Raw genomic sequence first — 26,228 nt, 5'->3', positions numbered from 1 at the left:
CGGCCACGCGGCCATGACCGGCGCCGCTCAGCCCTGCAGGCGTTCACGCAGGAAGTCGACCAGGCTGTCGGCGGCAATCATGGTGTTGTCGTTGTCGCGGCGCCCCTTGTATTCGAGCTCGCCGTTATCGAGTCCGCGATCGCCGATCACCACGCGATGCGGAATGCCGATCAGCTCCTGGTCGGCAAACTTGACGCCGGGACGCGTATCGCGGTCGTCGAGCAACACGTCAATGCCCTGGGCCTTGAGCTCGCCGTACAGGCGTTCGGCGGTTTCGCGCACGCGCTGCGACTTGTGCGCATTCATCGGCACCAGCACCACCTCGAACGGGGCGATGGCGTTGGGCCAGATGATTCCGGCGTCGTCATGGTTCTGTTCGATCGCCGCCGCGACGATGCGGGTAATGCCGATGCCGTAGCAGCCCATCCACAGCTTGGCGGCCTTGCCGCTGTCGTCGAGCACCGTGGCGTTCATCGCCTGGGAATATTTCTGACCCAGTTGGAAGACGTGGCCCACCTCGATGCCGCGGGCGATGGACAGGGTGCCCTGACCGTCCGGCGAGGGGTCGCCCTCGACCACATTGCGCAGGTCGGCGACCTTGGGCAAGGCCACGTCGCGCTCCCAGTTGATGCCGAAGTAGTGCTTGCCGTCGACGTTGGCGCCGGCGCCGAAATCGCTCATCAGCGCCACGCTGCGATCGACGATGACCGGCATGTCGAGGCCGACCGGACCCAGCGAGCCCGGACCGGCGCCCACCGCGGCGCGGATCTCGGCCTCCGTGGCCATGGTCAAGGGTGTCGCCACTTCGGCCAGGTTCTCGGCCTTGATCTCGTTGAGTTCATGGTCGCCGCGCACCAGCAGGGCGATCAGCCCGCCCTGGGCGGCATGCACCATCAGCGTCTTCAGGGTCTTGTCGATCGGCAGGCCGTGCTGCTCGACCAGCGCGGCAATGGTGCGGGCATCGGGTGTGTCGACCAGGCGCAGCTCTTCCTGTGGTGCCGGACGTTCAGGGGCCTCGCCCAGCGGGGCAGGCAGTGCCTCGGCCTTCTCGATGTTGGCGGCGTAATCAGACGAGGTGGAGAAAATCACCGCATCCTCGCCGGAGTCGGCCAGCACCTGGAACTCGTGGGAGCCACTGCCGCCAATGTCGCCGTTGTCGGCCTCGACGGCGCGGAAATTCAGACCCAGGCGAGTGAAGATGCGCATATAGGCGTCATACATCGCCTCATAGGAGCGCTGGAGCCCGGCCTGGTCGACATCGAATGAGTAGGCATCCTTCATGATGAATTCCCGCGAGCGCATCACCCCGAAGCGCGGACGGGTCTCGTCGCGGAACTTGGTCTGAATCTGGTAGAAGTTGCTCGGCAGCTGCTTGTAGCTGGAGAGCTCCTTGCGCACCAGATCGGTGATCACTTCCTCGTGGGTCGGGCCATAGCAGTAGTCACGCTCGTGGCGGTCACGGATGCGCAGCAGCAGGTCGCCGTACTGGTCCCAGCGGCCGGATTCCTGCCACAGTTCCGCCGGCTGGACCGAAGGCATCAGCACCTCCTGGGCGCCGGCGCGATCCATCTCCTCGCGAACGATGCGCTCGACCTTGCGCAGCGTGCGCAGGCCGATCGGCAGCCAGGTGTAGAGCCCCGAAGTCAGGCGGCGAATCATGCCCGCGCGCAGCATCAGCTGGTGGCTGACGATCTCGGCGTCGGCGGGCACTTCCTTGAGGGTGGCGATCAACAGTTGGCTGGCGCGCATGGGTCCGGCGTTTCCTTCATCTGGGCATCGTGGACGGGACGGTAAGAATGCTCGTGGCATTGTACGGTCAAGCCGGGGGCGCGGCAAAAGCGCGCTCACCGAACGCTGCCTCAGCGCCGCGGCACGTCCAAGATCGGAGCGGCAGCCGAGCCTGCCGAGGTTGATAATTGGCCGTCGCGACAGGCTTCTAGAGTGCCGCCAGCGCGCGGCGGATCAGGATGCCCAGGCACAGTGTCAGGGCGAAGCTCAGCATGGTGCCCAGCAGCACGTATTCGGTCAGCTTGCGGTCGCGGTCCTCGCGCAATTCGCCGAAGCGCAACACTGACTTGGCGGCGAGCAGGAAACCGATCGGCACCAGTTGGTCGGCCAGCACGAAGGTCAGCACCAGAAAGCGCTCGAGCATGCCGATGCGCGCGCCGGCATCGGCGAGCATGCCGCTGGTGTCGACCTGGCGGCTCCAGCGCCGCATGATCAGCGCGATCAGGATCGAAGTGGGGCGCAATACCAACAGATAGCCGAGCGCCACCAGCAACGGCGCCGGGTGCAGCAACCAGCCGCCAAGCTCGGCGAGCCATGCGGGGGATTCGACCAGCAGCGCCCAGACCACCAGCAGCACGCCGATGTGCAGCGCCTGGTCGAGCAGAAAATAGCGCGCCTGCGGCGGGGCGTAGCTCTTGGCGATATCGATCGCCAGATGCGTCACGCTGATCGCCACGACGGCAACGAGGGTCGCCAGGCCGGCCTGTGCGCTGGCCAGCAGCGCGGCCAGCGCCAGCAGTCCGTGCACGACGGAATGCAGGTAGACGGCCGGCGAAAGGTAGTGACGGCTCTCCTTGCTGCGTACCCAGGCCTGACTCTGGAGCAGAAAATCGCCGATCAGATGGCCGAGCAGCAGCAACAGCAGCAGCGACAGGCCGTTCGAATCCATCATGCTTCCCCCAGGCACTGGCTGACGTAGGCAAGATAATCACGGATCAGCGGCCAGCGGGCGGCAATCAGGCGGCGGTTGATGGTCGGTTGGGTTCGCGCGAGGCGCCGTGCCAGGGCTTGCTGCGATTCGTCGTGCAGCAGGCTGCAATAGGCGACTTCGGCCGAGTAGCGGGACCAGTGGCTGAGGATGTCGTCGGCGAAGCGGGTCAGCAGGGCGAGATGCGCATCCGGTTCCGCCTTGCCGGTGACCACGAGCAGTCGCTGCGGCGTCTCGCCGAGGGCGTCCAGGTGACGCCCGGAGCGCACGAAGGCGTCGCCCTCGGCCTCGGCGAAGCGAGCCGCGTCGGGCACTTCGCCGTCGCCTATGGCGACGGCGATTCGGGCATCCCACATGACCTGGCGTGACGGTGAGTGCTGAATGAGCGCTGCGCGCAACAACACCGCAGCGGTCACGCCGTCGCGAGGATCGCCTATGGCGATCTGGAAACCGTCGCCGCGATAACGGTCGCTACGGGCTTCGAAGCGCTTCTCGAGCAGCGTCAGCGCCTCATCCAGCGTGCGGCTCAAGCGCGGTTTGTCGCTGACTTGCTGTGAGCCGACGATGTCGCCGGTCAAGACCGCGATAGTGTTCATGGTGCTGCACCTACTTTAATAGTCATTTATGACTATAATGGTGTTTAATAGCTATAATTGACTATTAATAAATAGCCTAAATAGCCTGAAAAGACTATAAGTTATTTTTATAGCTTCATTTGGCTATTATTCAAGGTTCGATGAGAGGTGGCCTTCTTGTGCTGTAATTATATACAGTATTTGGCCGGGTCCAAGCATTACGCCGAGCTCAGCTGTAGCAAAATGTAAGCCACCGGAGCGCTCAATGCATCGGCTCGTGGCAGTTGGGCGGCTGGCTTCAAGCCTTTGAGGGGGGCTCCACGGGTACGCTGCAACGCGCGTCGACCAGGCTGCTGACGGTGCGATTGCGGCCTTCCGCCTTGCATTGGTAGAGCGCGGCATCGGCGCAGGACAGCAGGCTGTCGAGATCGATCGGGATGCCCGGCGCGGCGGTGGCCACGCCGATGCTGACGGTGACCACCTCGGCGGTGGGAGAACTCTCGTGGGGAATGCCGACGGCCTGGAGCATGCTGCGCATGGCCTCGGCCAACCGGGTAGCCTCGCCGAGATCGACATCGAGCAGCACCACCAGGAATTCCTCGCCGCCGAGACGCACCACGATATCGGTCTCGCGGCGGAAGATATCCCGCAGCACGTTGGCAATCTCGAGCAAGCAGTCATCGCCGGCGGGGTGCCCGTAGTGATCGTTGTACTGCTTGAAATGATCGACGTCGATCATCAGCGCCGACAATGGCGTCATGCGCCGGCGACTCAACGGCAGGGCAATTTCCAGGCGCTGTTCGAGCAGGCGGCGATTGCCGAGCCCGGTCAGCGGATCATTGAGGCTCTGCTCGAGCAGTTGCTGATTCTTCTCGCGCAGGCTGAGCAGCAGCTTCTCGATCTGGCAGGTCAGGTAGGCGATGTCGTCGTGGCGTTCGAGCAGCGTCGCGGGGGGAGTTTCAGGCTCGCCGTCATGTTGATTCTTGACGTAATCGACGAGGCGATGAAGCGGCTGGATGTATTGGCGGTGGATCAGCAGGCTGGACGTCAGAATGAAGCCCAGCAACAGCAGCGCCAGCAGGGCGATACGGTTGTCGGTGATGGTTTCGCCCAGCTGCAGGGAATCGGCGCGGGCGAGCAGCCACAAGGCCGCTCCGACCACCAGGAACAAGCCGCTGAACGTGGACAGAAGGCGCAGCAGGGTACTATGTCGAAGCGATCGCATGGGCCTGTTTCACGGAAATGAGCGCGCCTTGCGGCAAGCCTGTTGGTGAGTTTCGCGAGCGGATTCGACACACGAATCAGGGAGGGTTTTCCGCTCCCCGCTGCCTTTCGGCAACCAAGCGGAGACGGTGCCCGGCTCCCCGGCGCTACACGGCATGTCGCCACCGGGTAGCTGTCTCGTGCGGAGCTTGACCGGTCCTTCACTTTACTCAATCGGCTGCGTTGAGGGGAACTTGAATTCAGAAACGCTGCCCGGCGACAAGTTGCGGGGTCACCGGTCGAAGTCGAACTGCAGGCTGGCCAGATGGCGATAGAGCGGATTGGTCGCGAGCAGCTCGGCGTGAGTGCCGGCACCGACCAGGCGACCATGGTCGAAGATCAGCAGGCGGTCGGCGGCTACCACCGTGGCCAGGCGATGAGCGACCACCAGCGTGGTGCGCCCGACCATCAGCCGGTCGAGCGCTTCCTGGACGAGGCGCTCGCTTTCCGCGTCCAGCGCGCTGGTCGCCTCGTCGAGCAGCAGCACTGTGGGGTCGCGCAGCAGCGCACGGGCGATGGCCAGGCGTTGACGCTGGCCGCCGGAGAGCTGGACGCCGCCCGGCCCCAGGTAGCTGTCGAAGCCCACCGGCAGCGCCTCGATGAAATCCAGCGCGCTGGCGTCGCGGGCCGCCTTTCGTACCGCGGCGTCGCTGGCGTCGGGCATGCCGTAGCGGATGTTGTCGGCGGCGCTGCCGCTGAACAGGATCGGCTCCTGGGCGACCAGGCCGATGGCGCCGCGCAACGCCGCCGGGTCGAGTTCGCGCAGGTCGATGCCGTCCAGGGTCAGGCGCCCGGCTTGCGGATCGTGAAAGCGCAGCAACAGTTGCAGCAGGGTGCTCTTGCCGGCGCCCGACGGGCCGACCAGGGCGACGCGCTCGCCGGGGCGAATGAGCATATCGAACTCGTCCAGGGCGGGTGGGCTGGGACGCGACGGGTAGGCGAAGCGCAGCCCCTCGGCGCGGATCTCGCCGCGCAATGGCCTGGGCAAGGCACGCGGCGCGACCGGTGAGCGAATGTTCGGCTTAGCGTCGAGCAGTTCGAGCAGGCGCTCAGCCGCGCCCGCGGCGCGCTGGATGTCACCGGCGACCTCGGCGAGTGCGGCGACGGCACCGGCGGCGAGCACCGCATAGAATACGAACGCCGACAGTTCGCCGGCGCTCATCGAGCCGTCGAGTACCGCGTGGCCGCCTTGCCACAGCATCAGCCCCACCGCCGTGAAGATCGCCAGCATGGCTATGCCGGTCAGCCAGGCGCGCTGGCGGGTGCGCGCAATCGCCACCCGAAACGCCGCCTCGGCGGTGCGTGCGTAATCGCGCCGGTCGATCGCCTCGTGGCCGAAGGCCTGCAGGGTGCGGATGCCTCCCAGGGCCTCGCCGGCATAGCGTCCCAGCTCGGTGACCCGGTCCTGGCTGTGCCGCGACAGGCGACGCACTCGGCGCCCGAACCACAAGATCGGCAACACCGTGGCGGGAATGCCCAGCAGCACCAGCGCACTCAACCAGGGCTGGGTGACCAGCATCAGCACGATCGCCCCGAGCAGCATCAGCAGGTTGCGCAGCGCCACCGACAGCGATGAGCCGAACAGGCTCTGCAGCACGCTGGTGTCGGCGGTCAGTCGCGACTGGATCTCGCCGGCGCCGCCGTGCGGAGTACGGCTGTTCTCGAAGAAGTCGGGCTCCAGCGTCAGCAGGTGATCGAAGACCCGACGCCGCAGGTCGGCGGCCAGCCGCTCGCCGATCCAGGTGATCAGGTAATAGCGCGTCGCCGAGGCCACGGCGAGCAGCGCCACCACCACCAGCAGACCGGCCAGGGCCCGGTTGAGTTGGCCGGCGTCTTCGGCCATGAACCCGCGATCGATCACCAGGCGCAGTCCCTGGCCCATGACCAGCACGCTGGCCGAGGCGATTAGCAGCGCGATGCCGGCTCCGGCCAGGCGCCAGCGGTAAGGGCTTAGCAACGCTGCGAGACGAAACAGGATGCGCGGGTCGGGACGGATAGCGGGCATGGGCGACTCGTTGGTGAAAGTTGAACGACGGATGTCGCAGGGTTCCCGCAGCATCGAGTGCCGTGCCTGGCGCGTCAATGGCGGCCGGCGTTGTGGCTGTCTACCCGGATCGTGAGGGCCTGCTCCTTGACCGTCGCGCTGGCGGCGCTGGTCGACAACGCCGGCATCCTCGCGCACCTCAAGGATAGAGGGTGTCCATGCAGCGTGGCGGGCAGACCGAAAAGATCGCCCGGGCGATTCTCTGGCTGCTCTCCGAGGAGGCCTGGTATACCGCGGATAGCTTCATCGAGGTCACCGGCGGGCGCTGGACGACCCGTCGCGGCCATCCACTGCTAGGCTGTCGGCATAGCACTCGAATACGGAGGTTGCCATGTCCGTCACTCTGCTCGATCGGCGCGTCGAGGTGATCGCCGGCGACATCACCCGACTGGGGGTCGACGCCATCGTCAACGCCGCCAACCCTTCGCTGAAGGGTGGGGGTGGCGTCGATGGCGCGATTCACCGCGCCGCCGGTCCCCAGCTCAAGCAGGCCTGTCTGGCGCTGCGTGAGACGCAGTGGCCCGGTGGGCTGCCCGATGGCGAGGTCGCCCTGACCGAGGGCTTCGAACTGCCGGCACGTTACGTGATCCACACGGTCGGCCCGGTCTACGCCAAGACCCAGGACAAGTCGCGGCTGCTGGCCAACTGCTACCGCAATGCCCTGGCACTGGCCGCCGAGCATGACTGCCGTAGTGTCGCCTTCCCGGCGATCTCGACCGGGATCTACGGCTACCCCTTCGACGAAGCCGCGCCTATCGTGATCGATACGCTGGACGAGGCGCTGAATAGGTACGAATTGCAGGTAACGCTGTGCTTCTTCAAGGACCGCGATCGCCAGGCATTCGAGGCCATCGCCGAGCAACGCGGCGTGGTGGATCGCTGAGCCGTATCGTGGTGGAGAGGCTGGTTTCGCTGACGTCTCGGGTCGCGCGCTGATCTTGAGCGCGAGTCGCCGACCGAGTGCAGCTTGCCGGTCTCGGCCATGGAGCTCGAACTGACGGAGAGTGCGATGATCGGCATGGCTCACGATCTCGGCTATCACGTGGTCGCCGAAGACGCGGGTGTGCCACGGGCCGGGGTGTCGCCGGCGACGAAATAGGCCACCTCGGCCTTGGGCAATGGCTTGCGGCCACGGACCTTGTCGGCCATCTTCTCGGCGATCATGATCGTCGGCGCGTTGAGGTTGCCGGTAGTGATGACCGGCATGATCGAAGCGTCGATCACGCGCAGCCCTTCGAGGCCGTGAACGCGGCCGGCGCCGTCGACCACCGCCATGTCGTCATGGCCCATCTTGCAGGAGCCGGCGGGATGATAGGCGGTCTCGGCATGCTGGCGGACGAATTCGTCGAGTTCGGCGTCACTCTGCACATCGGGGCCGGGCGAGATCTCGCGGCCGCGGTATGCGTCCATCGCCGGCTGGTTGATGATCTCGCGGGTGATGCGGATGGCGTCGCGGAACTCTTCCCAGTCCTTGTCGTGACACATGTAGTTGAACAGGATGCTGGGGGCCGCCTGGGGATCGCGCGAGGTCAGGCGAATCCGCCCGCGGCTCATCGAGCGCATCGAGCCGACGTGGGCCTGGAAGCCATGGGCCTGGACCGCGCTCTTGCCGTTGTAGCTGATGGCGATCGGCAGGAAGTGGTACTGCAGGTTGGGCCACTTTTCGGCGTCGTTGGTGCGAATGAAGCCGGCCGCCTCGAACTGGTTGCTGGCGCCGATGCCGGTGCCGTTGAACAGCCACTCGGCGCCGATCTTCGGCTGGTTGTACCACTTGAGCGCCGGGTAGAGCGAAATCGGCTTCTTGCACGCGTACTGGATGTACATCTCCAGGTGATCCTGAAGGTTTTCGCCGACGCCCGGCAGTGCGTGGACCAGCGGGATGTCGTACTCCTTGAGGTGTCGGGGATTGCCGACCCCCGAGCGCAGCAGGATCTGCGGCGAGGCGATGGCGCCGCCGCACAGCAGCACCTCGCGGCGTGCGTGCACTTCCTGGGGCTGGCCCTTGCGGGCATAAGCCACGCCCACCGCACGCTTGCCCTCGAACAGGATGCGATCGGTCAGCGCGTGGGTTTCGATGGTCAGGTTGGAACGCTGCTTGGCGATGTCCAGGTAGCCGCGTGCCGTGGAGGCGCGACGCCCATTGGGCGTGGTGGTGCGGTCCATCGGACCGAAGCCTTCCTGCTGGTAGCCGTTGACGTCCTCGGTGGCCGGGTAGCCGGCTTCGATGCCGGCCTGGATGAAGGCGCCGTAGAGCTCGTTGTTGCCCCGCTTGGGGGTGGCCACCGAGACCGGACCGTCGCCGCCGTGATAGTCGTCGGGACCGATATCGCGGCTCTCGGCGCGCTTGAAGTAGGGCAGGCATGCGAGGTAGTTCCAGTCCTCGAGCCCGGGTGTCTTGGCCCAGCTGTCGTAGTCCAGCGCATTGCCGCGCAGGTAGCACATGCCGTTGATCAGCGACGAGCCGCCCAGGCCCTTGCCGCGCCCGCACTCCATGCGACGATCGTTCATGTAGGGCTCGGGATCGGTTTCGAAGGCCCAGTTGTAGCGCTTGCCCTGGAGTGGATAGGCCAGCGCCGCCGGCATCTGGGTGCGAAAGTCGAAACGATAGTCCGGGCCGCCCGCCTCGAGCAGCAGTACCTGGACATCGGGATCCTCGGTGAGCCGGGTGGCCAGCACGTTGCCGGCCGAACCGGCGCCGATGATGATGTAATCGTATTCGCGAGCCTGGGGCATGAGCGGCCCTCCTTTGTCGTTTTCAGCGTGGCGCGGTGAATCGGCCGGGCCGGGCGGTCCGGCCCTTGGCGGCAGGCTTCTAGAAGACGGCCGGGAAGGGGCCCATCTCGATCTGCACGGACTTGATCTGGGTATATTGATCGAGGGATGACAGGCCGTTCTCGCGGCCGATGCCCGATTCCTTGTAACCGCCGACCGGCATCTCGGCGGGGGAATCGCCCCAGGTGTTGATCCAGCAGATGCCCGCCTCGAGCCGGTGGATGACCCGGTGGGCGCGATTCAGACGCTCGGTGAACAGACCGGCCGCCAGCCCGTAGCGGGTGGCGTTGGCGCGACGTACCACCTCGTCCTCGTCGTCGAATGCGAGGATCGCCATCACCGGGCCGAAGATTTCCTCACGCACGATCCGCATGTCGTCGCGGCAATCGGTGAACACCGTCGGTGCGGCCCAGGCGCCCTTGGCGTAGTCGTCGTGCACCCAGCGCTCGCCGCCGATCAGCAGGCGGGCACCTTCCTGCTTGCCGGCTTCGAGATAGCCGATCACCTTGTCGAGATGATCGAAGCTGACCAGCGGGCCGAAGTTGCTGGTTTCGTCCAGCGGATCGCCGGCCTTGATGCGCTTGACGCGCTCGAGGATCTTGGCTTCGAAGGCGCTCTTGATCGAGCGATGGACGAAGACCCGGGTGCCGTTGGTGCAGACCTGGCCGCTGGAGTAGAAGTTGGCCATCATCGCGGCATCGGCGGCGCGATCGAGATCGGCATCGTCGAAGACGATCAGCGGCGACTTGCCGCCGAGTTCCATGGTCACTTCCTTGAGCGTCGAACCGGCGGCGGCGGCCATGACCTTCTTGCCGGTGCCGGCTTCGCCGGTGAAGGTGATCTTGTCGATGTCGGCATGGTGGGTGAGCATCTCGCCGACCCGGCCGTCGCCGTGGACGATGTTGAAGACGCCATCCGGCAGGCCGGCTTCGGTGAGGATCTCGGCCAGCATCATGGTGGTCAGCGGGGTGACCTCGCTGGGCTTGAAGACCACCGCGTTGCCGGCGGCCAGCGCCGGCGCGCTCTTCCAGCAGGCGATCTGAATCGGATAGTTCCAGGCGCCGATGGCGCCGATCACGCCCAGCGGCTCGCGACGGGTATAGACGAAGGAGTCCTCGCGCAGCGGGATCTGCCGGCCTTCGATGGCCGGGGCGAGGCCGGCGTAGTATTCCAGCGAGTCGGCGCCGGTGACGATGTCGACGCTGGTGGTTTCGCTGATCGGCTTGCCGGTGTCGAGCGTTTCCAGATGCGCGATCTCGTCGTTGCGTTCGCGCAGCAGGGCGACGGCGCGATGCAGGATGCGGCTGCGTTCGAGGCCGGTCATCGCCGCCCAGATCTTCTGGCCTTCATGGGCCGAGGCCACGGCGCTGTCGACGTCGGTCGGCGAGGCTTGCTGAATACTCGCCAGCACCTGGCCATTGGCGGGGTTGATGCTGTCGAAGGTCTCGCCGGACGTGGCGTCCACCCGGCGTCCGCCGATGTAGAGTTGCTGTGTCTGCAATGATGCCATGGAAGTCTCCCTAGGTGCGTTTGAACGGGCCTCGAGCGAGCCGCCGGTCAGGCGAAACACTCCCTTTGAGCCAGTTGTTCGTCCAGATAGTCATAGGCCAGGCGGCGCGCCCGGTCGACGTCGAGGCCCTCCGGCGCCAGCGCGCCGCGCAGCCACAGGCCGTCGATCATCGCCGCCAGCCCGCGTGCGGCGCGGCGGGCGTCCTGCTTGTTCAGGCAACGCCGGAACTGGCTGCACAAGTTGGAGTACAGGCGCCGGTCGTTGACCCGCTGCAGGCGCTGCAAGTCGTGCTGGTGCATGCTCGATGCCCAGAATGCCAGCCAGGTCTTCATCACCGATTGATTGACCTGGCTGCGGTCGAAGTTGCCGTCGATGATGGCGCGTATGTGCGCTTGCGGGGTGTCCTCGGCGGCAGCGGCACGGCGCTCGGCCACCGCGCTGCCTAGATCGTTGAGAATCTGGCGCATGGTGGACTCGAGCAGGCCATCCTTGCCACCGAAGTAATGGCTGATGATGCCGGCCGAGACGCCCGCGCGCTTGGCGATGCGGGCCACGGTGGCGTCGGCCAGGCCGACCTCGTCGATCGCGTTCATGGTCGCCTTGATCAGTTGCTGACGGCGAATCGGTTCCATTCCGACTTTGGGCACCGGGCACTTCTCCTCTGCTGGCTCGCCCCGGGCTGAGCGGTGGTCGTTGAAAGGGCATTCCGTCGCTCCACGCCCTGATGGAGTATAGTCTGCAATGTTTTTATTGAACGTTCAATCAATAAAAATATATTGTATAGTGGAATGCGAAGTCGAGTATCGCATAATTCAATGTTATTGAACTGCCTGTTGCCACCCTGGCGGCAGGCGCCACACGCAGGAGACAGTCAATGCACGATAAGACCTCAATCAAATTGCTCGCCGGTGGCCTGTTGGTCGCCGCCTCTCCCTTGACGCTGGCGGCCGTGCCCGACAGTTGCCGGAGCGTCGATTTCGCCGAGGTGGGCTGGACCGACATCACCGCGACCACGGCTTTGGCCAGCGAGGTGCTGCAAGGGCTGGGTTACGAGGCCGGGAGCGATACGGTCTCGGTGCCGATCGCCTATTCGGGCATGAAGAACGGCGATTTCGATGTCTTTCTCGGCAACTGGATGCCCTCGATGGCCTCGATCAGCGATCCCTACATCGACAAGGGTGACGTCGATCGCGTGGCGGCCAACCTCGAGGGCGCCAAGTACACGCTGGCCGTCCCGCAATACGTTTACGATGCCGGGGTGACTTCGGTGGCCGATCTCGACGATTACGCCGACAAGTTCGGCAAGCGCCTCTATGGCATCGAGGCCGGCAATGACGGCAACCTGATCATCCAGGACATGATCGACAACGACGCCTTCGGCCTCGGCGACTGGCAACTGGTCGACTCTTCCGAAGCGGGCATGCTTGCCGAGCTCAAGGCCAAGACCACCAGCGACGAATGGATGGTCTTCCTGGGCTGGGAGCCGCATCCCATGAACACCAACTTCGACATGGCCTACCTGAAAGGCGCCGACGACTATTTCGGCCCCGATCTGGGCGGGGCGACGGTCTACACCAACACGCGCGGCGGTTACGTGGAGGAGTGTGCCAACGTGGGTCGACTGCTCGAGAATCTGACCTTCACGCTGGCGATGGAAAACCAGATCATGGGGGCGATCATGGACGGCGGTGAACAGCCCTCGGCGGCGGCGCGCAACTGGCTGCAGGATAACCCGCAGGTGCTCGACGACTGGCTTGAGGGCGTGACCACCGTCGATGGCGAACCGGGGCTGCCGGCGGTCAAGCAGGCGCTGAATATCGGCCAATAAGGCAAGCGGCTCGGGACTTGTCACGTCGGCGGCCCGCGTGCATAATTCGCCCCCGCTGACGAACATCGCGATCCGTCGTGGTGGCGCCCGAGCGCGGTTGGCTACGTAGCTCAGCTGGTTAGAGCACATCACTCATAATGATGGGGTCCCCTGTTCGAATCAGGGCGTAGCCACCAGGTATTGCGAAACGCCCGCCGGTTTTCCCGATGGGCGTTTTTAATGCGCGGCTGCCGGCCCGGCGGGGCGAGGCCTTGACGGGAGAGCCTCGATCCGTATACTACGCCGCGTGCTCCGGCATTGTTCCCCGATAGCTCAGTTGGTAGAGCAAATGACTGTTAATCATTGGGTCGCAGGTTCGAGTCCTGCTCGGGGAGCCAACTTGCAACGTTCGATCGTTGCCGGTCGCACAGGGTATTCGTTGTTCCCCGATAGCTCAGTTGGTAGAGCAAATGACTGTTAATCATTGGGTCGCAGGTTCGAGTCCTGCTCGGGGAGCCAAGCCTACGAATACCACCACCGCATCCGTCGTTCCCCGATAGCTCAGTTGGTAGAGCAAATGACTGTTAATCATTGGGTCGCAGGTTCGAGTCCTGCTCGGGGAGCCACCGCCTTTTCTATGCCGCAGCGCGATATGTCGTCCAAAGCTCTCTGAACTACGGTCAGTGTCGGCGCGCGCCAAGTAACCGGCCGAGCCTTGGCAGGATCACGGGCGCGGCAATGAGGGTAAGGGCGCCGATCGCCCAGAAAACAATAATGGCCGGCCTGGCGATGACTCGTAGCAAGGCGATAACTTGTCCCGAAAGGCCGCTGACGTTCAAACCATCGACGAAGTTGCCGACCTCCTTCCCGACGCCGGCGGCAGTTGCCAGGCTCTTTCCGCCATCCTCCAGGAGGCCGGCGCTGATCGCGATCCAGCCGAGCACGGGATCGACAAGCGCGTAACCGATCAAGGCGAGCAGCGACCACAGAGCGAGACCGACAAGAACGACGGCCATTCGCAGCCGGCTCGGACTAGCATTGCAATCGACAGGCCCGCCCGTCATCATCGGATCGCGATCATCGCTCCGACCGTAAGTATTGCGATACCCGCGGTCATGGTGGCCGTGTCTTCCCATGGCGATCTCCGTTTTAACCGGGGCAGGATTTTCAGGGAAATCAGCCCGTTGTTCAAGCACGTCCAGCCGCAGCTCCAATCATTGTCGTCGTTTCGCGCTTCGCGAAACGGATGGCGATCAGTGCCAGGGCGAGACCGCCCGCGTCCGTAAGCGTATGCGCCGCATCGGCTAGAAGCGCTAGGCTCCCGTCCAGAGACCGCCAATAACCTCGACTGCCATGAAAGTCGTCGTCAGAGCAAGAGCTACTATGAGCCTGCTCTTGTGTCGCCCGGCGGCGGTCCCCGGCGAAGCTGTCGCTGCGTGTGAATGCTCTATACTCACGGTCAACTCCCGTCGTCAGTTAAAGCCCGGCGATGCGAAACTCGACCTTGTATCATGAGCGAATATCGTTAGTCGAACAGCCGTCTGAGGAATGATCCGTGTCTGCGGCTTTGACCGTGTCCACCACCATGACCGTGTCCACCACCATGACCGTGTCCACCACCATGTCCCGAACCATGACTGTTATCGTAGTGGCCTTGAGACGGATAAGACGGCCCCTGTGGCGTGGGTTGCGCCTGCGCACCCCGGACCTCTTCGCTAGCGCTTCGCTCGATGATCTTGTCGAGCTCACCGCGATCCAGCCAGACCCCCCTGCACTTGGGACAGTAGTCGATCTCAATGCCCTGGCGTTCGCTCATGAGTAGATCGACCCTGCAGGTAGGACAAAGCAGCCCATGGCCCTGGCCTTCCGGACGTGTATTTTCGACATCTAGCATCATCATCCCCTTGTGTTTGCTCGACGAAGCTAATTTTCTCGAGCAAGATCATCATATAGGTTCCCCAGCCACTAAGTCATATAGGTTTTTGTTGTTGCCAAATACGCCGTCTACCGGCCAGCGGGGCAATCGGCTATCGCCGAGTCGCGGCATGGTCGCCCTCGCTGCGTTCCAGGGTCAGGTGCGTCTTGGCGATTAGTTCGTCGACGGGAATTCTTACGTAGTCTTCCTCCAGGCCGCTGGCGTCGATCACCCGGCCGTTCCACGCCACGATATCCAGATCGATGGTCCGAGGTCCCGATTTTATCGGTCCGCGTATGCGGTCCAGACGGTCCTCGACGCGCTTGAGATAGTCGCGGAAGCTCGCACAATCGAGCGGCGTCGCGACCAGAAAGGCACCGTTGAGGAAGTTGGCCTGGTCCTGATAGCCCACCGGCTTCGTTTCGATGACCGTCGCGCTGGCGATCAGGCGGGATTCCCGGGCGAGAATGTCCCGCGCCCGCTCGATGTTGCGCTGCGGATCGATATTGGATCCCACGGAAATTAGACACTGATGTTCGGTTGGCTGCATGGCGGTCCCTTTGCATTGCCCGACTAGCTGACTGTGTAGCAGGGTGGCGTGTCAAGCGCGCAAGCAGGGCAATCGCACGTAGCGATCTATTCTCATTCAAGGCCCAGCAGATGAGCCCGGTATTCATCTGACGTCGCTGCGATGATCCGCTTGGTCTTGAAGCTGCCTTTGCGCTTCGCCGGATCCAGGCGGATCAGGTTGAGGGTCAGGCGCTTGAGGATGGCTAAGTTGTGCGCCGCATGGCCCGTGCGGGCTCGCATCTGATCATCAGCAAACGTCACGTCAAGACACCAGTGCACGCGGTCCTCAATCCCCCAGTGCTGACGGACTGCCGCGGCCAGTTGCTCGGCATCGGGCACCAGGCTGCAGATGTAGTAACGCCGTTCCCGGGTCATCCTGCCCTGCCTCTCGCGTGTCGATTCGATGACCGCAAAGCAACGCAGGTCCGGCCAGCGCGTGGGGGCGGGCAAGCATTCCAACGCATCAAAGACGTAGCAGCGGCGCGTTTCCAGCCGTCCGTGATCCTTGCTGACCGCTTCGCTGACGTGATGGGGCGTCTTGTCCGGCGGCGCTGACTGGAACAGCTCGAAAAAGTCGTTTATCGCCGCATTGAGCTGTGGCTGATTATCCTTCACTGCCAGCACATAGTCCGCCCCACGGTCGCGAATCGCCTGCGCGATGCTGGGTTGGGTCCCCATGGCATCGATCGTCACGATACATCCCTCCAGGGCCAACGTGGCCAGCAGCTCCGGAATGGCGGTCTTCTCGTTCGACTTGGCCGGTGTCGCCTGCTGGCCGAGGATGACCCCGGCAGCCGCCGCGAACGCGCTGACCCAGTGCAGAGGCCCTTCACACGCCTTCGCCGACCGCCGGCTGGTTTTGCCATCCAACGCGACGACCTGGGGCGAGAGGCCAGGCAGCGCCCCCGCCACCCAGCAACGGAAGGCATGCTCGAACTCCTTGGGGTCCATCAAACCAAAGAGGCGTGCGAAGGTATCATGTGATGGGATGCCGTTGGGTAAGGAGAGATGCTGGCGTAACCAGGCTTGCTTCTCTTGGGCCCAGAGCTCGATCTCCTCGAAGGTATCGGCGCCGACCAGGATGCCACAGGCCGCCACGGTGAGCACTTCCGGCAAGGAGTGCTGGACCTTGTTGGACTGGCGAGGATCGGTAACGGAGACGAAGACATCCATGAGAGGCTGTGAAGACTGAGGCATAGTGACGCTCGAACCAAATGCCTAGTAATACCGGCCCGCTCTAATTTCTTCAAATGCGATCGATTACCGACGTGCGATCGCCCTGAGCGCGCAAGCCCGATGCACGACGGGCGCTGCAATCATGATATGCTTTCGCGGCCACGACCGGCCTGCTTGCCGCCGCAGTCGCCGCGGCACGTCCAACTGGACCGGCACTCGAACTTGTTTGATCCAATGAGGGATTGGAATGTCAAAGAATCCTCCCAGTCGCGAAGCGGCGGAACAGGCTGTACGCACCTTGATTCAATGGGCCGGTGACGATCCCGACAGAGAGGGGTTGCTGGATACGCCGTCGCGGGTCGTGCGTGCCTATGAAGAGTTTTTTGCCGGCTATAACGCCGATCCGGCGGTGATTCTCGAGCGTACTTTCTCGGAAGTCGAAGGCTATGACGAGATGATCGTGATGAACGACATCCGCTTCGAGAGTCACTGCGAGCATCACATGGCGGCGATTATCGGCAAGGCGCATATCGGCTATATCCCCGATCGTCGCGTGGTTGGCATTTCCAAGCTGGCGCGGCTGGTCGAGATCTATGCCAAGCGCCTGCAGATCCAGGAAAAGATGACCGTGCAGATCGCCGACACGTTGCACGACGTGTTGCGCCCGCTGGGTGTCGGCGTGGTCATAGAAGCCTCTCACCAATGCATGACCACGCGCGGCATCCATAAGCCCGGTGCGAGTCTGGCGACCAGTCGCATGCTGGGCAGCTTCCGCAAGGACCCGGCGACGCGCCGCGAGTTCCTGCGCATGCTCAGCCTTTCCGGTGCCGGTACGCTCGATAACATCTGAATGCCTCCTCAGGCGAGCATCGCCTGCGCCGCCATGCCGAATGCGGGATCAAGGCGTGAGGTTATGCTCCGCGACCAGGCGCTCAAGCAATGGTGCTGTCTGCGGGCCGTTGAGAAAGCGCCAGAGCGCCTCGCTGCGTACCGGGCCGATGCCTTCGGCGCGTTGCCATTGCGCGATGGTGCGCTGTCTCAACGCGGCGAGGCTCAGCGTTGGGCTGGCCTGCCTGAGCACCTCTTCATCGACCGGCGGTAGCCCCAGGGCCCGGAGCCAGGCGATGACCGGCCGCCGCTGCGCATCTTCGAAGCTTTCCAGCCATTGCCTCGCACGTGCCTCGCCGACGCCAGGCAGCGCTTCGAGGGTCGCCCGGTCGAGCGTCTGCCAGGCGAGCAGGTCATCGACCAGGCCGCTTTCGACCAACTGCAGCCAGGTGCCTTCGCCGATGCCGGTCAGGTCGAGTCCCTGATCGCTCGATAGCCAGTCGAGTCGGGCGACGAACTGTTCCCGACATCCCGGCCCCGGCGTCAGGCAGCTCCACGGCCCGTAGTCGTCGGCCTCGGGGGCGTCGATCGCCGGGCGCGGCTGGCGCCTGAGCACCACGCCGTCGACCTGGGGGATGGTCAATCCCGCAAGCGCCACGCGGAGTTGATCGCCGGGGCGCACGTCGAGTTCGCGCCAGCGATCCAGCGAACCCAGGCTGACCCGGCTTACCGTACGATCGTTGAGCGTGACCGGCGCGAGCTCGGCGACCGGGGTGATTCGTCCGGTACGACCCACCGAAAAATCGATTCCCTCGACCACGGCCAGGGTGCGCTGGGCCGGGTATTTCCAGGCCAGCGCCCAGCCCGGCGGTTCGGGCCGCCAGGTCGCTGCGGCGGGGCGGCGACTCTGGCGCAGCACGATACCGTCGCTGGCGAAGGGCAGCGGTGAGTTGAACCATGCCTGGCGCTGGGCGACGACCTCGGCGAGCGTATCGACCGGCAGTGAATAGGCCTGGGCATCGCTAAAGCCCCAGGCAGCGAGTTGCGCATTGCGAGCCGGCAACTCGGCTGCACCGTTCGGCCAATCCCAGACGAACAGGCCGATCGAGGCCGCCGCAGACTTGTCGAGTCGCTCCCGGGCCATCAAGCCGACGACGGCAGCGCGTGCGCCATCGGTGCCGTCGCGGGCCTGCACGTGACCGGGACGCTTGGCATACAGCTCGCCTTGCAGGATCACGCGATCGGGCGCGGCGTTCAGCCGCTCGGGAATGGCCTCGATAAGCCTGGCCTGAGTCAACCAGTCCTGCCCCTGCACGCCATCGCCACGGCTGATCGCCGCACTGAGCGTGCCACCTCGGTACACCAGAGTGACGGCGACGCCGTCGACCTTGGGCTGAACCCATAGCGAGCGATCGTCTCGATCGGCCAGCCAGTTCGCCACGGCCTGACGGGAATCGGCCTTGTCCAGGCCGGTCTGGGCGATGGGATGGGCGACGAGTGGGGCGGTGGTGGATGGCAGGGGTCGCCCGACGCTTTCGTTGCCGGCCTCTTGCAGGCAGGTTCGCCAGTCGAGCTGGCGCCGCTTGGCGGCATCGTAGACGCCGTCTTCGACCAACCGCCTGCCATCCTGGTAGTAGGCTTCATCCCAGCGCGCTATGCGCGCCGACAGTTGGGCCAGCGCTGCCTGACGCTGTGCCGGACCGCCGGGAGGGCAGTCCGCCGCGTGGGCCTGAACGCCGCCGAACGCGAAACCCAGGATGAGACCTGCACCCACCAGCATGCGAACAGCGCTCTGAATCGACATGCCTGCTTCTCGAAGTCGGCTCGACGATTCGAGCGCGCTATAGCCGATGACCTCGCGGTGCAGTCGCGATCCAGGCCCCGATAGCGGTGATTCAGCTGGCGCCGCTGAGCCGCGCATAATCGAGAACGATCTCGGAACCCTCGATCACCTGGGCCCGGTCGATGGGGTCGGCTGTCTCGTCATCCTCGTCACCTTGATCATCCTCGGTGTTCTGCTGGGCGGCGCTGTCACGGGTCTGCGTCCAGTCTTCCAGCGGATCGAGTCCCAACGCTTGACGGCGACGGTTTTCGAGCGCCAGTTGCTCACTCTCCTGGGCATCCATTTCGCGCTGGCGCTGCTCGCGGTTGAGGCTGACGGTGGTCTGCTGATCGCGCAAAGTCTTGATCAGCGCGGACTGCTCTTCGAGGTAGACGAAGTTGGGGTCTTGTGCGATGCGCGCCTGATGGCGGGCCTTGAGGGTGCTCAGGTAGCGTTCCGGATTGCCGTAATCGCGATATTCAACGGCACGGACGGTGTCCCAGGGCAGGGCGTTGTCCAGGCTGCTTTCGCCGATCATCTCGGGGTCGACCAGGCTGGGGAAGCTGATATCCGGTGTTACGCCGCGCAGTTGGGTGCTTTCGCCGGAAACACGGTAGAACTTCGCGCGGGTCAGCTTCAGCTGGCCATGGCTGAGGTCGCTCAAGGTCTGCACGGTGCCCTTGCCGAAGGTCTGGCTGCCGATGACCAGCCCGCGATCGTAATCCTGAATCGCGCCGGCAAGAATCTCCGAGGCCGAGGCGGACAGACGATTGACCAGTACGCCGAGTGGGCCATCATAGGCGACGCCGCTGTCGGTGTCGCCATACAGACTGATGCGACCGCGTGCATCGCGGACCTGCACGGTCGGGCCGCGATCGATGAACAGGCCGACCAGCGAGTTGGCTTCCTGCAGCGCGCCGCCGCCATTGTTGCGCAGGTCGAGCAGAATCCCCTCGACATTGGCGGCCTTGAGGTTGGCGATCTCCTTGGCGACATCGCGCGTCGAGCTGCGATAATCCTCCTCGCCGGCCTGCCAGGCATCGAAATCGACGTAGAAGGTGGGGATATCGATCACCCCGATGCGATGCTTGCCATCCTCGCGTTCGATCTCGATGACTTCGCTGCTGGCTGCCTGGTCTTCCAGTTTCACGGTGTCGCGCACGATCTTGACGACTTGCGAGCGGGTCACGTCGACCGCCTTGGCGGGAATGACGTCGAGGCGCACGGTGGTGCCCTTGGGGCCTCGGATCAACTCGACCACGTCATCAAGGCGCATGCCGACGACGTTGACCATCTCGCCGCTTTCGCCCTGGCCGACGCCGACGATGCGATCCGCCGGTTGCAGGGCGCCGCCCTTGTCGGCCGGCCCCCCGGGCACCAGGCTCGAAACCTTGACGTATTCGCCCTCGGTCTGGAGCAGCGCACCGATGCCTTCCAGCGACAGGCGCATCTGAATGTCGAAGGATTCCCCCTGGCGTGGCGATAGATACTCGGTATGTGGATCGACGGTGCCGGTGACGGCGGCCATGAACAGCTCGAAGACATCCTCGGAGTTGGTCTGGCGCAGCCGCGCGAGCTGCCCCTGGTAGCGGTCCACGAGCGTGTCCTTGACCTCCTGATTCGACTGATCGCTGAGCGACAGCGACAGGGCGGCGTTCTTCAGGCGCTTCTGCCACAGCCGGTCGAGTGCTTGCTGGTTGCCGGCCCAGGGTTCGCCCTGGCGGTCGATCAGCAGCCGCTCGTTGCCGGTGTAATCGAAACTGAAGCCGTTCTCGAGTTGTGCCAGCAGCCATTCGAGGCGCGTTTCCAGGCGCGACTGATAACGCTCATAAAGGGCGTAGACCCGCTCGAGCTGGCCTTCACTGATCGCCTCGTCGATGGAATTGCGCAGATCATCGAAAGCCGTGACATCGCGTTTGAGCAGGTAGGCGCGCTGTGGGTCGAGCACGTCCAGCAACCGGTTGAAGGCACGCTGCGACCAGGTATCGTCGAGTTTGACGTCGGCATAGTGTCCATACTTCAGTGATTCAGCGATCTCGACCGAGGCTTGCCGCTGGGCATCCGTGGGGCTCGGACTCGGGCCGGCGAATGCCGGTACACTCAACGCGCTCAGTAAGCACAGGATCCATACGCGCTGAATGGCTGCAGTCAGGCTCATTGATGAAGCACTCCCGGTTTCATGTACACTCTGATTCGTTAGTGACCGGCGCAAGCGAGGCTGGCACGAGCCGATTCGGCATTGTAGCAGCCTGTGTCGCCATACACAGACCCAAGATGAGGATCCGCATGCTCCAAGACCCGACTCTGGAACGCCTCCTGACATTTCTGCGGCGCTCCCCGACACCTTGGCATGCCACGTCCAACATGGCGAGACGCCTCGAACAGGCCGGCTATCGGCGCCTGGATGAGACCCAGGCGTGGTCGCTGAGCCCGGGCGATCGCGTTTACGTGACCCGCAACGATTCTTCGTTGATCGCTTTACAGTTGCCGTCTGGCAAGCTGGAGACGCTGCGCATGATCGGTGCGCATACCGACAGTCCCGGGTTGCGACTGAAACCCAATGCGGCGCAGGCCGGCCACGGCTGGCTGCAACTCGGGGTCGAGGTCTACGGCGGTGCGCTGCTGGCCCCCTGGTTCGATCGTGACCTGGGGTTGGCCGGGCGTGTGCATGTGCGACGCGCTGATGGCCGCACCCAAGGCGTGCTGATCAATGTCGATCGCGCCATCGCGACGATCCCCAATCTGGCGATACATCTTGACCGTGAAGCCAACAATGGCCGTGCCCTCAACGCCCAGACCCAAATGGCGCCGGTCTTGTGGCAGGGCGGCGGCGAGACCGGCTTCGAGGGGCTGCTCAAGCGCTGGCTGTATGAGCAGCACAATCTCGAGAGCGTCGAAGTGCTGGCGTTCGAGCTGTGTCTTTACGATGTACAGGGCGCGAGTCGCGTGGGCATTGATGGCGAGTTGATCGCCAGTGCGCGGCTCGACAATCTGCTGTCGTGCTTCTGCGCCATCGAGGCGCTGCTCGGCGGTGACGGTTCCCAGGGCGCGCTGCTGGTGGCCAACGATCATGAGGAGGTCGGCAGCGCCAGTGCCAGCGGCGCTCAGGGGCCCTTTCTCGGCGATGTGCTGCGCCGGGTCAATGCGCAATGCGGCGATGCCGGCGAGGAGGGTCTCGCGCGGCTGATCCAGGCCTCGCGGCTGGTCTCCTGCGATAATGCCCATGCGCTGCATCCCAACTTTCCCGACAAGCACGATGCGGGGCATGGGCCGACGATCAACGGGGGGCCGGTCATCAAGGTCAACGCCAATCAGCGCTATGCGACGACCAGCGAAACGGCGGCGCTGTTCCGCGAGCTGTGCCGTGAGGCGGGGGTGCCGGTGCAGACCTTCGCGGCGCGCGCCGACATGGCCTGCGGCAGCACGATCGGCCCGCTCACCGCCGCCGAGCTAGGGGTGCCGACCCTCGACGTGGGGGTGCCGCAGTGGGCGATGCATTCGATCCGCGAGACGGCCGGCAGCCAGGACATCGATTACCTGATCCGTGCGCTGACGACGTTCGTCGATCGCCGCACGCTGCGCTGATGAGCTGATTTCGCGGCAATCGCCGAGAATGGCACCAAAAAGCCCGCGACCGATCAGGTCGCGGGCTTTCTGCGGCTCGGCGTCCAACGCCCGAGCAGTCTGTCGGATTTGACCGATCGTCGCGAGAAAAGCGGATTTCGAGACAAGTTGATCGATCTGATGAGGCGAATAGCGCGCTATTTAACGAATCAGAGCGAATGAAATTGGCCGAAAGCCCGGGTTTCGCAGCAGATCAGCGTTAAGTCCGACAGGCTGCTAGCAGCTGTCTTCGGTCTGGCCGCTCTCCTGGTGACGCTTCAGGCGCGGATCGTTGTGGGCACGACGGCGCTGACGACGACGTGCGGCGCGCTCACCGGCGTCGGCGGCGCTGCCCGTGGTCTCGCCGCCGGGCGCCTGGCGCTGATCGGCATCAGCCTGCGTCGCTTGCTCCGGGGCCTGGGAGGCGTCCTGGTCGGTTGCCGATTGCGCATCGTCGGCGAGCGCCGCTTCCTCCCGATCGGCCGCAGCCGGGACCGCTGCGGTCTCGTCGGCCGTCGGCGCCGACGAAGTATCAGCCGGTGTCGCGTCTGCTGAACGCTCCTCGGCGCCCGGTTCGCTGGTGACGTCGGTCGTGTCGGCTTGCGACGCGCGCTGCGCTCGCCGGGATCTCGTGCGCTTGGGCTCCGCCTGGGCAGCGTCGCTCTTGGTTTCGCTTTCTTGAGCGGTTGCCGGGGGATTGCCGGTATCGGCGCTCGTGGTTGCCGGTGACTCGGTGGCGTTGCGGTCGTCGGCGGTCTGCTTTTCAGCCTCGGGCTGCACGGCTTGCGGCTCGGCGTCCGTGTGCGGCGCAGGCGCCTGCTCGGCTGTTTCGGCGCGCTTGACACTCTCGGTGCTTGCAGCGTTTTCGACACGTGTCTGTGCCGGCTGAGCATCGCCGTCGACCTGGTTCACCGGCGCGGCGTCATGGGCGGCGACGGGCGAGTCCGCCGGCGCCTGGATCGACTCTTCCGCGTCCTGCGACTGCTCCACGTCCTGCGACTGCTCGGCTTCGGCCTGTAACCGCTCCTGCTCGGCGATCGCGGCCGGGTTCAGGGCATGCTTGCGGCTGCGCTGGCGTGGATTGTTTCGGGTACGCTGGGGCTTGCCGTCAGCCTCGGTCTTGGCCGTGCCTTCGGTGCTGCTGCGCTTGTCGAGGTTGGCGGACTGGTCGGTATCGCTGGGCTGGTCGGCGGTGCCGCGCTTGTTGCTGCCCTCGGCGGGCTTGGCAGTGTCGCGACCCTTGGCCTCGGCCTGCTTGGCATCGCTGGACTTGTCGCCGCGCGAACGCTCACCCTTGGCCTCGCTCCTGCGCTTGCTGTCGGGCTTGTCGCCACGCCGTGCGCTCTCGTCCGTAGCCGTGCGCTCCTGGCGCGCGGCGGGCTTGCGATTGGCGTTTCGGCCGGCATTGGCGCTGCGCTCGTTGCCGTTGTCCGGAGAAGGCGCATTGGCGCCGCTTTTGTCGCTGCGCGTATCGTTGCGATTGTCGCTGCCTTCCGGGCGCCGCCGGCGGTTGCCGTTATTGCGGCGTTGATTGCGTGTGTCGCCGTCGTTGGCGCTCGCGTCGCTGGGCTGCTGGGTGACGCTCTTGTCAGGGCGCGCTTCAACGTGGGCTCGGCGACGGTCCGCGGCGGCCTCTTCTTCGGAACTGCCGATCAGCTTGCCGAGGCCCTTGATGAAGCGCGACACGAGTCCCGCCGGGGCGATCTCGACGGGAGTTGCCGGGGGCGCCGGCGTGGAGGTGGCGGCGGTCTCCGGCGGTTGCTGCAGCGAGGAGGGCGCGGGTGCGGTATGCGCCACGGACTTGACGGCCGCTTCGGTACGCTGGATGGGCTTGGCGAGCGACAGGTCGGGCTCCTTGCCGACTTCGCTCTCGGTGGAGAGCTCGAAGCTTGACCTGGCCTCGTCCTCGTCGTCGATATGGTCGTCGCGCAGGCGCTGGACGTCGTAGTGCGGGGTATCCATGTCCGGGCTCGGCAACAGGACGACCTTGACCTCCTGACGCCGCTCGATGTCGGCGAGGGTGCTGCGCTTCTCGTTGAGCAGGTAGGTGGCGACCGGGACCGGCAGGATGGCGCGGATCTGCGCGCTGCGCTCCTTCATCGCCTCCTCTTCGATCAGACGCATGATCGACAGCGATATCGAGCGGACATCGCGAATGGTGCCCTGGCCGTCGCAGCGCGGGCAGACCACGCCGCTGGTTTCGCCCAGCGAGGGGCGCAGGCGCTGACGCGACATCTCCATCAGGCCGAAGCGCGAGATGCGGCCGATCTGCACCCGGGCGCGGTCGAGCTTGAGGGCGTCGCGCATGCGGTTCTCGACGTCGCGCTGGTTGCGCGCCGGGCCCATGTCGATGAAGTCGATGACCACCAGGCCGCCGATGTCGCGCAGGCGCAACTGGCGGGCGATCTCGTCGGCAGCCTCGGAGTTGGTCTGCAGCGCGGTTTCTTCGATGTCGCTGCCGCGGGTGGCGCGTGCCGAGTTGATGTCGATGGACACCAGCGCCTCGGTGTGGTCGATGACCACCGAGCCGCCGGACGGCAACTTGACCTCGCGCTGATAGGCAGTCTCGATCTGGCTCTCGATCTGGAAGCGCGAGAACAGCGGCACGTCGTCGGCGTAGAGCTTAATCTTCTGCTGATAGGAGGGCATCACCTGGCGAATGAAGCCCAGCGCCTCCTGGTGGATCTCGGGACTGTCGATCAGCACCTCGCCGATGTCCTGGCGCAGGTAATCGCGCATGGCGCGGATGATCACGTTGGACTCACGATAGATCAGGAAGGGGGCGGAGCGCTTGACGGCTTCTTCGGTGATTGCTTCCCAGACCTGGACCAGGTAGTCGAGATCCCACTGCAGCTCTTCGGCGCTACGCCCGATGCCCGCGGTGCGCACGATCACGCCCACCTTGTCGGGCAGCGTGAGTTGCGCCATGGTGTCCTTGAGCTGGCTGCGCTCCTCGCCCTCGATGCGCCGCGAGATGCCGCCGGCACGCGGATTGTTGGGCATCAGCACCAGGAAGCGCCCGGCCAGGCTGATGAAGGTGGTCAGCGCGGCACCTTTGCTGCCGCGCTCCTCCTTGTCGACCTGGACGATGACTTCCTGGCCTTCCTTGATCACTTCCTTGATGTTGGGGCGACCGGAGGGCTCCTTGCTGAAGTACTCGCGGGAGATTTCCTTGAGCGGCAGGAAGCCGTGACGCTCGGCGCCGAAATCGACGAAGGCGGCTTCCAGGGAAGGCTCCACGCGGGTGATCTTGCCGCGATAGATGTTGGCTTTCTTCTGTTCTCGGGCGCCGGATTCGATATCCAGATCGTACAGGCGTTGTCCATCGACAAGCGCGACGCGCAGCTCTTCGGGCTGGGTCGCATTGATGAGCATCCGTTTCATGTTGTCTCGCTAGTTGGCTCGCACCGGTAGGCGGGCCTGGGGACAACGCTGCTGCAATGTCGGTGTGGGCGGTGCGGCGCGCCGGGCGCCGGGAGGAGGTTGCTAGACTCCTTGCCTCGGCGTGGTACGCGGCGCACCGTCTCCACACGTCGATCTAACCAGCGATTCCTTGTGCGTCGGCGACGGCGAATCGCTTCTTGCTCGTGCTGTGCTCAGCGCATGTCGAGTGTGCGTCGTCAGCGA

Annotated in this window: 21 protein-coding genes and 4 tRNA genes; 9 read left to right on the top strand and 16 right to left on the bottom strand. The window is 64.7% G+C overall.

Annotated elements, in window-relative coordinates; all coding sequences use genetic code 11:
- Nucleotides 1-27: 27 nt before the first annotated feature.
- The 5 genes from K7I12_RS10785 to K7I12_RS10765 all read right to left on the bottom strand — a co-directional run bounded on the left by K7I12_RS10785 (nucleotide 28) and on the right by K7I12_RS10765 (nucleotide 6,559).
- Complete coding sequence (locus tag K7I12_RS10785; protein WP_231664124.1) at nucleotides 28-1,749, bottom strand: proline--tRNA ligase; 1,722 nt, start codon at nucleotides 1,747-1,749, stop codon at nucleotides 28-30.
- Between the two features lie 187 nt (nucleotides 1,750-1,936).
- Nucleotides 1,937-2,680 carry a DUF3307 domain-containing protein gene (locus tag K7I12_RS10780; RefSeq protein WP_231664123.1) on the bottom strand — a complete coding sequence of 248 codons (744 nt, stop codon included), beginning with the start codon at nucleotides 2,678-2,680 and terminating at the stop codon, nucleotides 1,937-1,939.
- Entirely contained in the window at nucleotides 2,677-3,312 is a 636-nt protein-coding gene (locus K7I12_RS10775) for a SatD family protein (protein ID WP_231664121.1), read from the bottom strand. Before K7I12_RS10775 ends, K7I12_RS10780 begins: the two co-directional genes overlap by 4 nt.
- 277 nt (nucleotides 3,313-3,589) lie before the next feature.
- Nucleotides 3,590-4,516: a GGDEF domain-containing protein gene (locus K7I12_RS10770; RefSeq protein ID WP_051907439.1), complete on the bottom strand. Its 927-nt coding sequence runs from the start codon at nucleotides 4,514-4,516 to the stop codon at nucleotides 3,590-3,592.
- A 270-nt stretch (nucleotides 4,517-4,786) separates the two neighbouring features.
- Nucleotides 4,787-6,559 carry an ABC transporter transmembrane domain-containing protein gene (locus K7I12_RS10765; RefSeq protein WP_231664120.1) on the bottom strand — a complete coding sequence of 591 codons (1,773 nt, stop codon included), beginning with the start codon at nucleotides 6,557-6,559 and terminating at the stop codon, nucleotides 4,787-4,789.
- Nucleotides 6,560-6,750: 191 nt separating this feature from the next.
- On the opposite strand from K7I12_RS10765, the gene K7I12_RS10760 reads away from it, so the two are divergent.
- Nucleotides 6,751-6,966: a hypothetical protein gene (locus tag K7I12_RS10760; protein ID WP_160171094.1), complete on the top strand. Its 216-nt coding sequence runs from the start codon at nucleotides 6,751-6,753 to the stop codon at nucleotides 6,964-6,966.
- Entirely contained in the window at nucleotides 6,930-7,481 is a 552-nt protein-coding gene (locus K7I12_RS10755) for an O-acetyl-ADP-ribose deacetylase (RefSeq protein ID WP_031383735.1), read from the top strand. Before K7I12_RS10760 ends, K7I12_RS10755 begins: the two co-directional genes overlap by 37 nt.
- A 155-nt stretch (nucleotides 7,482-7,636) precedes the next feature.
- Here the strand turns inward: K7I12_RS10755 and betA are convergent, their stop codons facing one another.
- The 3 genes from betA to betI all read right to left on the bottom strand — a co-directional run bounded on the left by betA (nucleotide 7,637) and on the right by betI (nucleotide 11,527).
- Nucleotides 7,637-9,331, bottom strand: coding sequence for a choline dehydrogenase (gene betA / locus K7I12_RS10750; RefSeq protein WP_031383734.1), 1,695 nt, complete (start codon nucleotides 9,329-9,331; stop codon nucleotides 7,637-7,639).
- 79 nt (nucleotides 9,332-9,410) lie between these two features.
- A complete protein-coding gene (betB, locus tag K7I12_RS10745) occupies nucleotides 9,411-10,880 on the bottom strand; it encodes a betaine-aldehyde dehydrogenase (RefSeq protein WP_231664119.1) in 1,470 nt (489 codons plus the stop codon).
- 47 nt (nucleotides 10,881-10,927) lie between these two features.
- On the bottom strand, nucleotides 10,928-11,527 hold the full coding sequence (betI, locus tag K7I12_RS10740) for a transcriptional regulator BetI (protein WP_231664118.1): 600 nt from the start codon (nucleotides 11,525-11,527) through the stop codon (nucleotides 10,928-10,930).
- 227 nt (nucleotides 11,528-11,754) lie between these two features.
- Here betI and K7I12_RS10735 point away from each other — a divergent pair, with 227 nt between their 5' ends.
- The 5 genes from K7I12_RS10735 to K7I12_RS10715 all read left to right on the top strand — a co-directional run bounded on the left by K7I12_RS10735 (nucleotide 11,755) and on the right by K7I12_RS10715 (nucleotide 13,313).
- On the top strand, nucleotides 11,755-12,708 hold the full coding sequence (locus K7I12_RS10735) for a choline ABC transporter substrate-binding protein (protein ID WP_031383731.1): 954 nt from the start codon (nucleotides 11,755-11,757) through the stop codon (nucleotides 12,706-12,708).
- Nucleotides 12,709-12,807: 99 nt separating this feature from the next.
- Nucleotides 12,808-12,884, top strand: a tRNA-Met gene (locus K7I12_RS10730).
- Between the two features lie 125 nt (nucleotides 12,885-13,009).
- A tRNA-Asn gene (locus tag K7I12_RS10725) sits at nucleotides 13,010-13,085 on the top strand.
- Nucleotides 13,086-13,130: 45 nt separating this feature from the next.
- Nucleotides 13,131-13,206: transfer RNA gene (locus tag K7I12_RS10720), tRNA-Asn, on the top strand.
- Nucleotides 13,207-13,237: 31 nt separating this feature from the next.
- A tRNA-Asn gene (locus K7I12_RS10715) sits at nucleotides 13,238-13,313 on the top strand.
- A gap of 54 nt (nucleotides 13,314-13,367) precedes the next feature.
- On the opposite strand, the gene K7I12_RS10710 is transcribed toward K7I12_RS10715, so the two are convergent.
- The 5 genes from K7I12_RS10710 to K7I12_RS10700 form a co-directional block, all read right to left on the bottom strand.
- A complete protein-coding gene (locus K7I12_RS10710; protein ID WP_201448185.1) occupies nucleotides 13,368-13,901 on the bottom strand; it encodes a hypothetical protein in 534 nt (177 codons plus the stop codon).
- Complete coding sequence (locus tag K7I12_RS17690) at nucleotides 13,876-14,016, bottom strand: cation transporter (protein ID WP_422723644.1); 141 nt, start codon at nucleotides 14,014-14,016, stop codon at nucleotides 13,876-13,878. The genes K7I12_RS10710 and K7I12_RS17690 overlap by 26 nt, the downstream gene beginning before the upstream one ends.
- A gap of 196 nt (nucleotides 14,017-14,212) precedes the next feature.
- Nucleotides 14,213-14,581 carry a TFIIB-type zinc ribbon-containing protein gene (locus tag K7I12_RS17520; protein ID WP_150113097.1) on the bottom strand — a complete coding sequence of 123 codons (369 nt, stop codon included), beginning with the start codon at nucleotides 14,579-14,581 and terminating at the stop codon, nucleotides 14,213-14,215.
- A 133-nt stretch (nucleotides 14,582-14,714) separates the two neighbouring features.
- Complete coding sequence (gene folK, locus K7I12_RS10705) at nucleotides 14,715-15,152, bottom strand: 2-amino-4-hydroxy-6-hydroxymethyldihydropteridine diphosphokinase (protein ID WP_031383728.1); 438 nt, start codon at nucleotides 15,150-15,152, stop codon at nucleotides 14,715-14,717.
- A 92-nt stretch (nucleotides 15,153-15,244) separates the two neighbouring features.
- Entirely contained in the window at nucleotides 15,245-16,369 is a 1,125-nt protein-coding gene (locus tag K7I12_RS10700) for an ISAs1 family transposase (RefSeq protein ID WP_231664117.1), read from the bottom strand.
- A 226-nt stretch (nucleotides 16,370-16,595) separates the two neighbouring features.
- Between K7I12_RS10700 and folE the strand changes: the two genes are divergently transcribed.
- Nucleotides 16,596-17,198, top strand: coding sequence for a GTP cyclohydrolase I FolE (folE, locus tag K7I12_RS10695; RefSeq protein WP_031383726.1), 603 nt, complete (start codon nucleotides 16,596-16,598; stop codon nucleotides 17,196-17,198).
- A 48-nt stretch (nucleotides 17,199-17,246) separates the two neighbouring features.
- Here the strand turns inward: folE and ligB are convergent, their stop codons facing one another.
- Nucleotides 17,247-18,980, bottom strand: a complete 1,734-nt coding sequence (gene ligB, locus K7I12_RS10690) for an NAD-dependent DNA ligase LigB (protein WP_051907438.1) — start codon at nucleotides 18,978-18,980, stop codon at nucleotides 17,247-17,249.
- 91 nt (nucleotides 18,981-19,071) lie between these two features.
- Nucleotides 19,072-21,156 carry a carboxy terminal-processing peptidase gene (locus K7I12_RS10685; RefSeq protein WP_231664116.1) on the bottom strand — a complete coding sequence of 695 codons (2,085 nt, stop codon included), beginning with the start codon at nucleotides 21,154-21,156 and terminating at the stop codon, nucleotides 19,072-19,074.
- A 128-nt stretch (nucleotides 21,157-21,284) separates the two neighbouring features.
- Here K7I12_RS10685 and K7I12_RS10680 point away from each other — a divergent pair, with 128 nt between their 5' ends.
- Nucleotides 21,285-22,583 (top strand): M18 family aminopeptidase, encoded by a 1,299-nt coding sequence (locus K7I12_RS10680; RefSeq protein WP_031383723.1) that lies wholly within the window; start codon nucleotides 21,285-21,287, stop codon nucleotides 22,581-22,583.
- 255 nt (nucleotides 22,584-22,838) lie between these two features.
- On the opposite strand, the gene rne is transcribed toward K7I12_RS10680, so the two are convergent.
- On the bottom strand, nucleotides 22,839-25,985 hold the full coding sequence (gene rne, locus K7I12_RS10675; RefSeq protein ID WP_031383722.1) for a ribonuclease E: 3,147 nt from the start codon (nucleotides 25,983-25,985) through the stop codon (nucleotides 22,839-22,841).
- Between the last annotated feature and the right edge of the window lie 243 nt (nucleotides 25,986-26,228).

This window comes from Halomonas sp. IOP_31, from assembly GCF_021151495.1.
In the GTDB taxonomy this organism is placed as follows: domain Bacteria; phylum Pseudomonadota; class Gammaproteobacteria; order Pseudomonadales; family Halomonadaceae; genus Modicisalibacter; species Modicisalibacter zincidurans.
Note: the sequence above shows the minus strand (reverse complement) of the source record. Positions and strands in the feature narration are given on the sequence as shown.

Coding starts and splice junctions, on each gene's coding strand:
- K7I12_RS10785 (WP_231664124.1), bottom strand. CDS start 1,749: ATGCGCGCCAGCCAACTGTTGATCGCCACCCTCAAGGAAGTGCCCGCC.
- K7I12_RS10780 (WP_231664123.1), bottom strand. CDS start 2,680: ATGATGGATTCGAACGGCCTGTCGCTGCTGCTGTTGCTGCTGCTCGGC.
- K7I12_RS10775 (WP_231664121.1), bottom strand. CDS start 3,312: ATGAACACTATCGCGGTCTTGACCGGCGACATCGTCGGCTCACAGCAA.
- K7I12_RS10770 (WP_051907439.1), bottom strand. CDS start 4,516: ATGCGATCGCTTCGACATAGTACCCTGCTGCGCCTTCTGTCCACGTTC.
- K7I12_RS10765 (WP_231664120.1), bottom strand. CDS start 6,559: ATGCCCGCTATCCGTCCCGACCCGCGCATCCTGTTTCGTCTCGCAGCG.
- K7I12_RS10755 (WP_031383735.1), top strand. CDS start 6,930: ATGTCCGTCACTCTGCTCGATCGGCGCGTCGAGGTGATCGCCGGCGAC.
- betA (WP_031383734.1), bottom strand. CDS start 9,331: ATGCCCCAGGCTCGCGAATACGATTACATCATCATCGGCGCCGGTTCG.
- betB (WP_231664119.1), bottom strand. CDS start 10,880: ATGGCATCATTGCAGACACAGCAACTCTACATCGGCGGACGCCGGGTG.
- K7I12_RS10735 (WP_031383731.1), top strand. CDS start 11,755: ATGCACGATAAGACCTCAATCAAATTGCTCGCCGGTGGCCTGTTGGTC.
- K7I12_RS17520 (WP_150113097.1), bottom strand. CDS start 14,581: ATGCTAGATGTCGAAAATACACGTCCGGAAGGCCAGGGCCATGGGCTG.
- folK (WP_031383728.1), bottom strand. CDS start 15,152: ATGCAGCCAACCGAACATCAGTGTCTAATTTCCGTGGGATCCAATATC.
- K7I12_RS10700 (WP_231664117.1), bottom strand. CDS start 16,369: ATGCCTCAGTCTTCACAGCCTCTCATGGATGTCTTCGTCTCCGTTACC.
- folE (WP_031383726.1), top strand. CDS start 16,596: ATGTCAAAGAATCCTCCCAGTCGCGAAGCGGCGGAACAGGCTGTACGC.
- ligB (WP_051907438.1), bottom strand. CDS start 18,980: ATGTCGATTCAGAGCGCTGTTCGCATGCTGGTGGGTGCAGGTCTCATC.
- K7I12_RS10685 (WP_231664116.1), bottom strand. CDS start 21,156: ATGAGCCTGACTGCAGCCATTCAGCGCGTATGGATCCTGTGCTTACTG.
- K7I12_RS10680 (WP_031383723.1), top strand. CDS start 21,285: ATGCTCCAAGACCCGACTCTGGAACGCCTCCTGACATTTCTGCGGCGC.
- rne (WP_031383722.1), bottom strand. CDS start 25,985: ATGAAACGGATGCTCATCAATGCGACCCAGCCCGAAGAGCTGCGCGTC.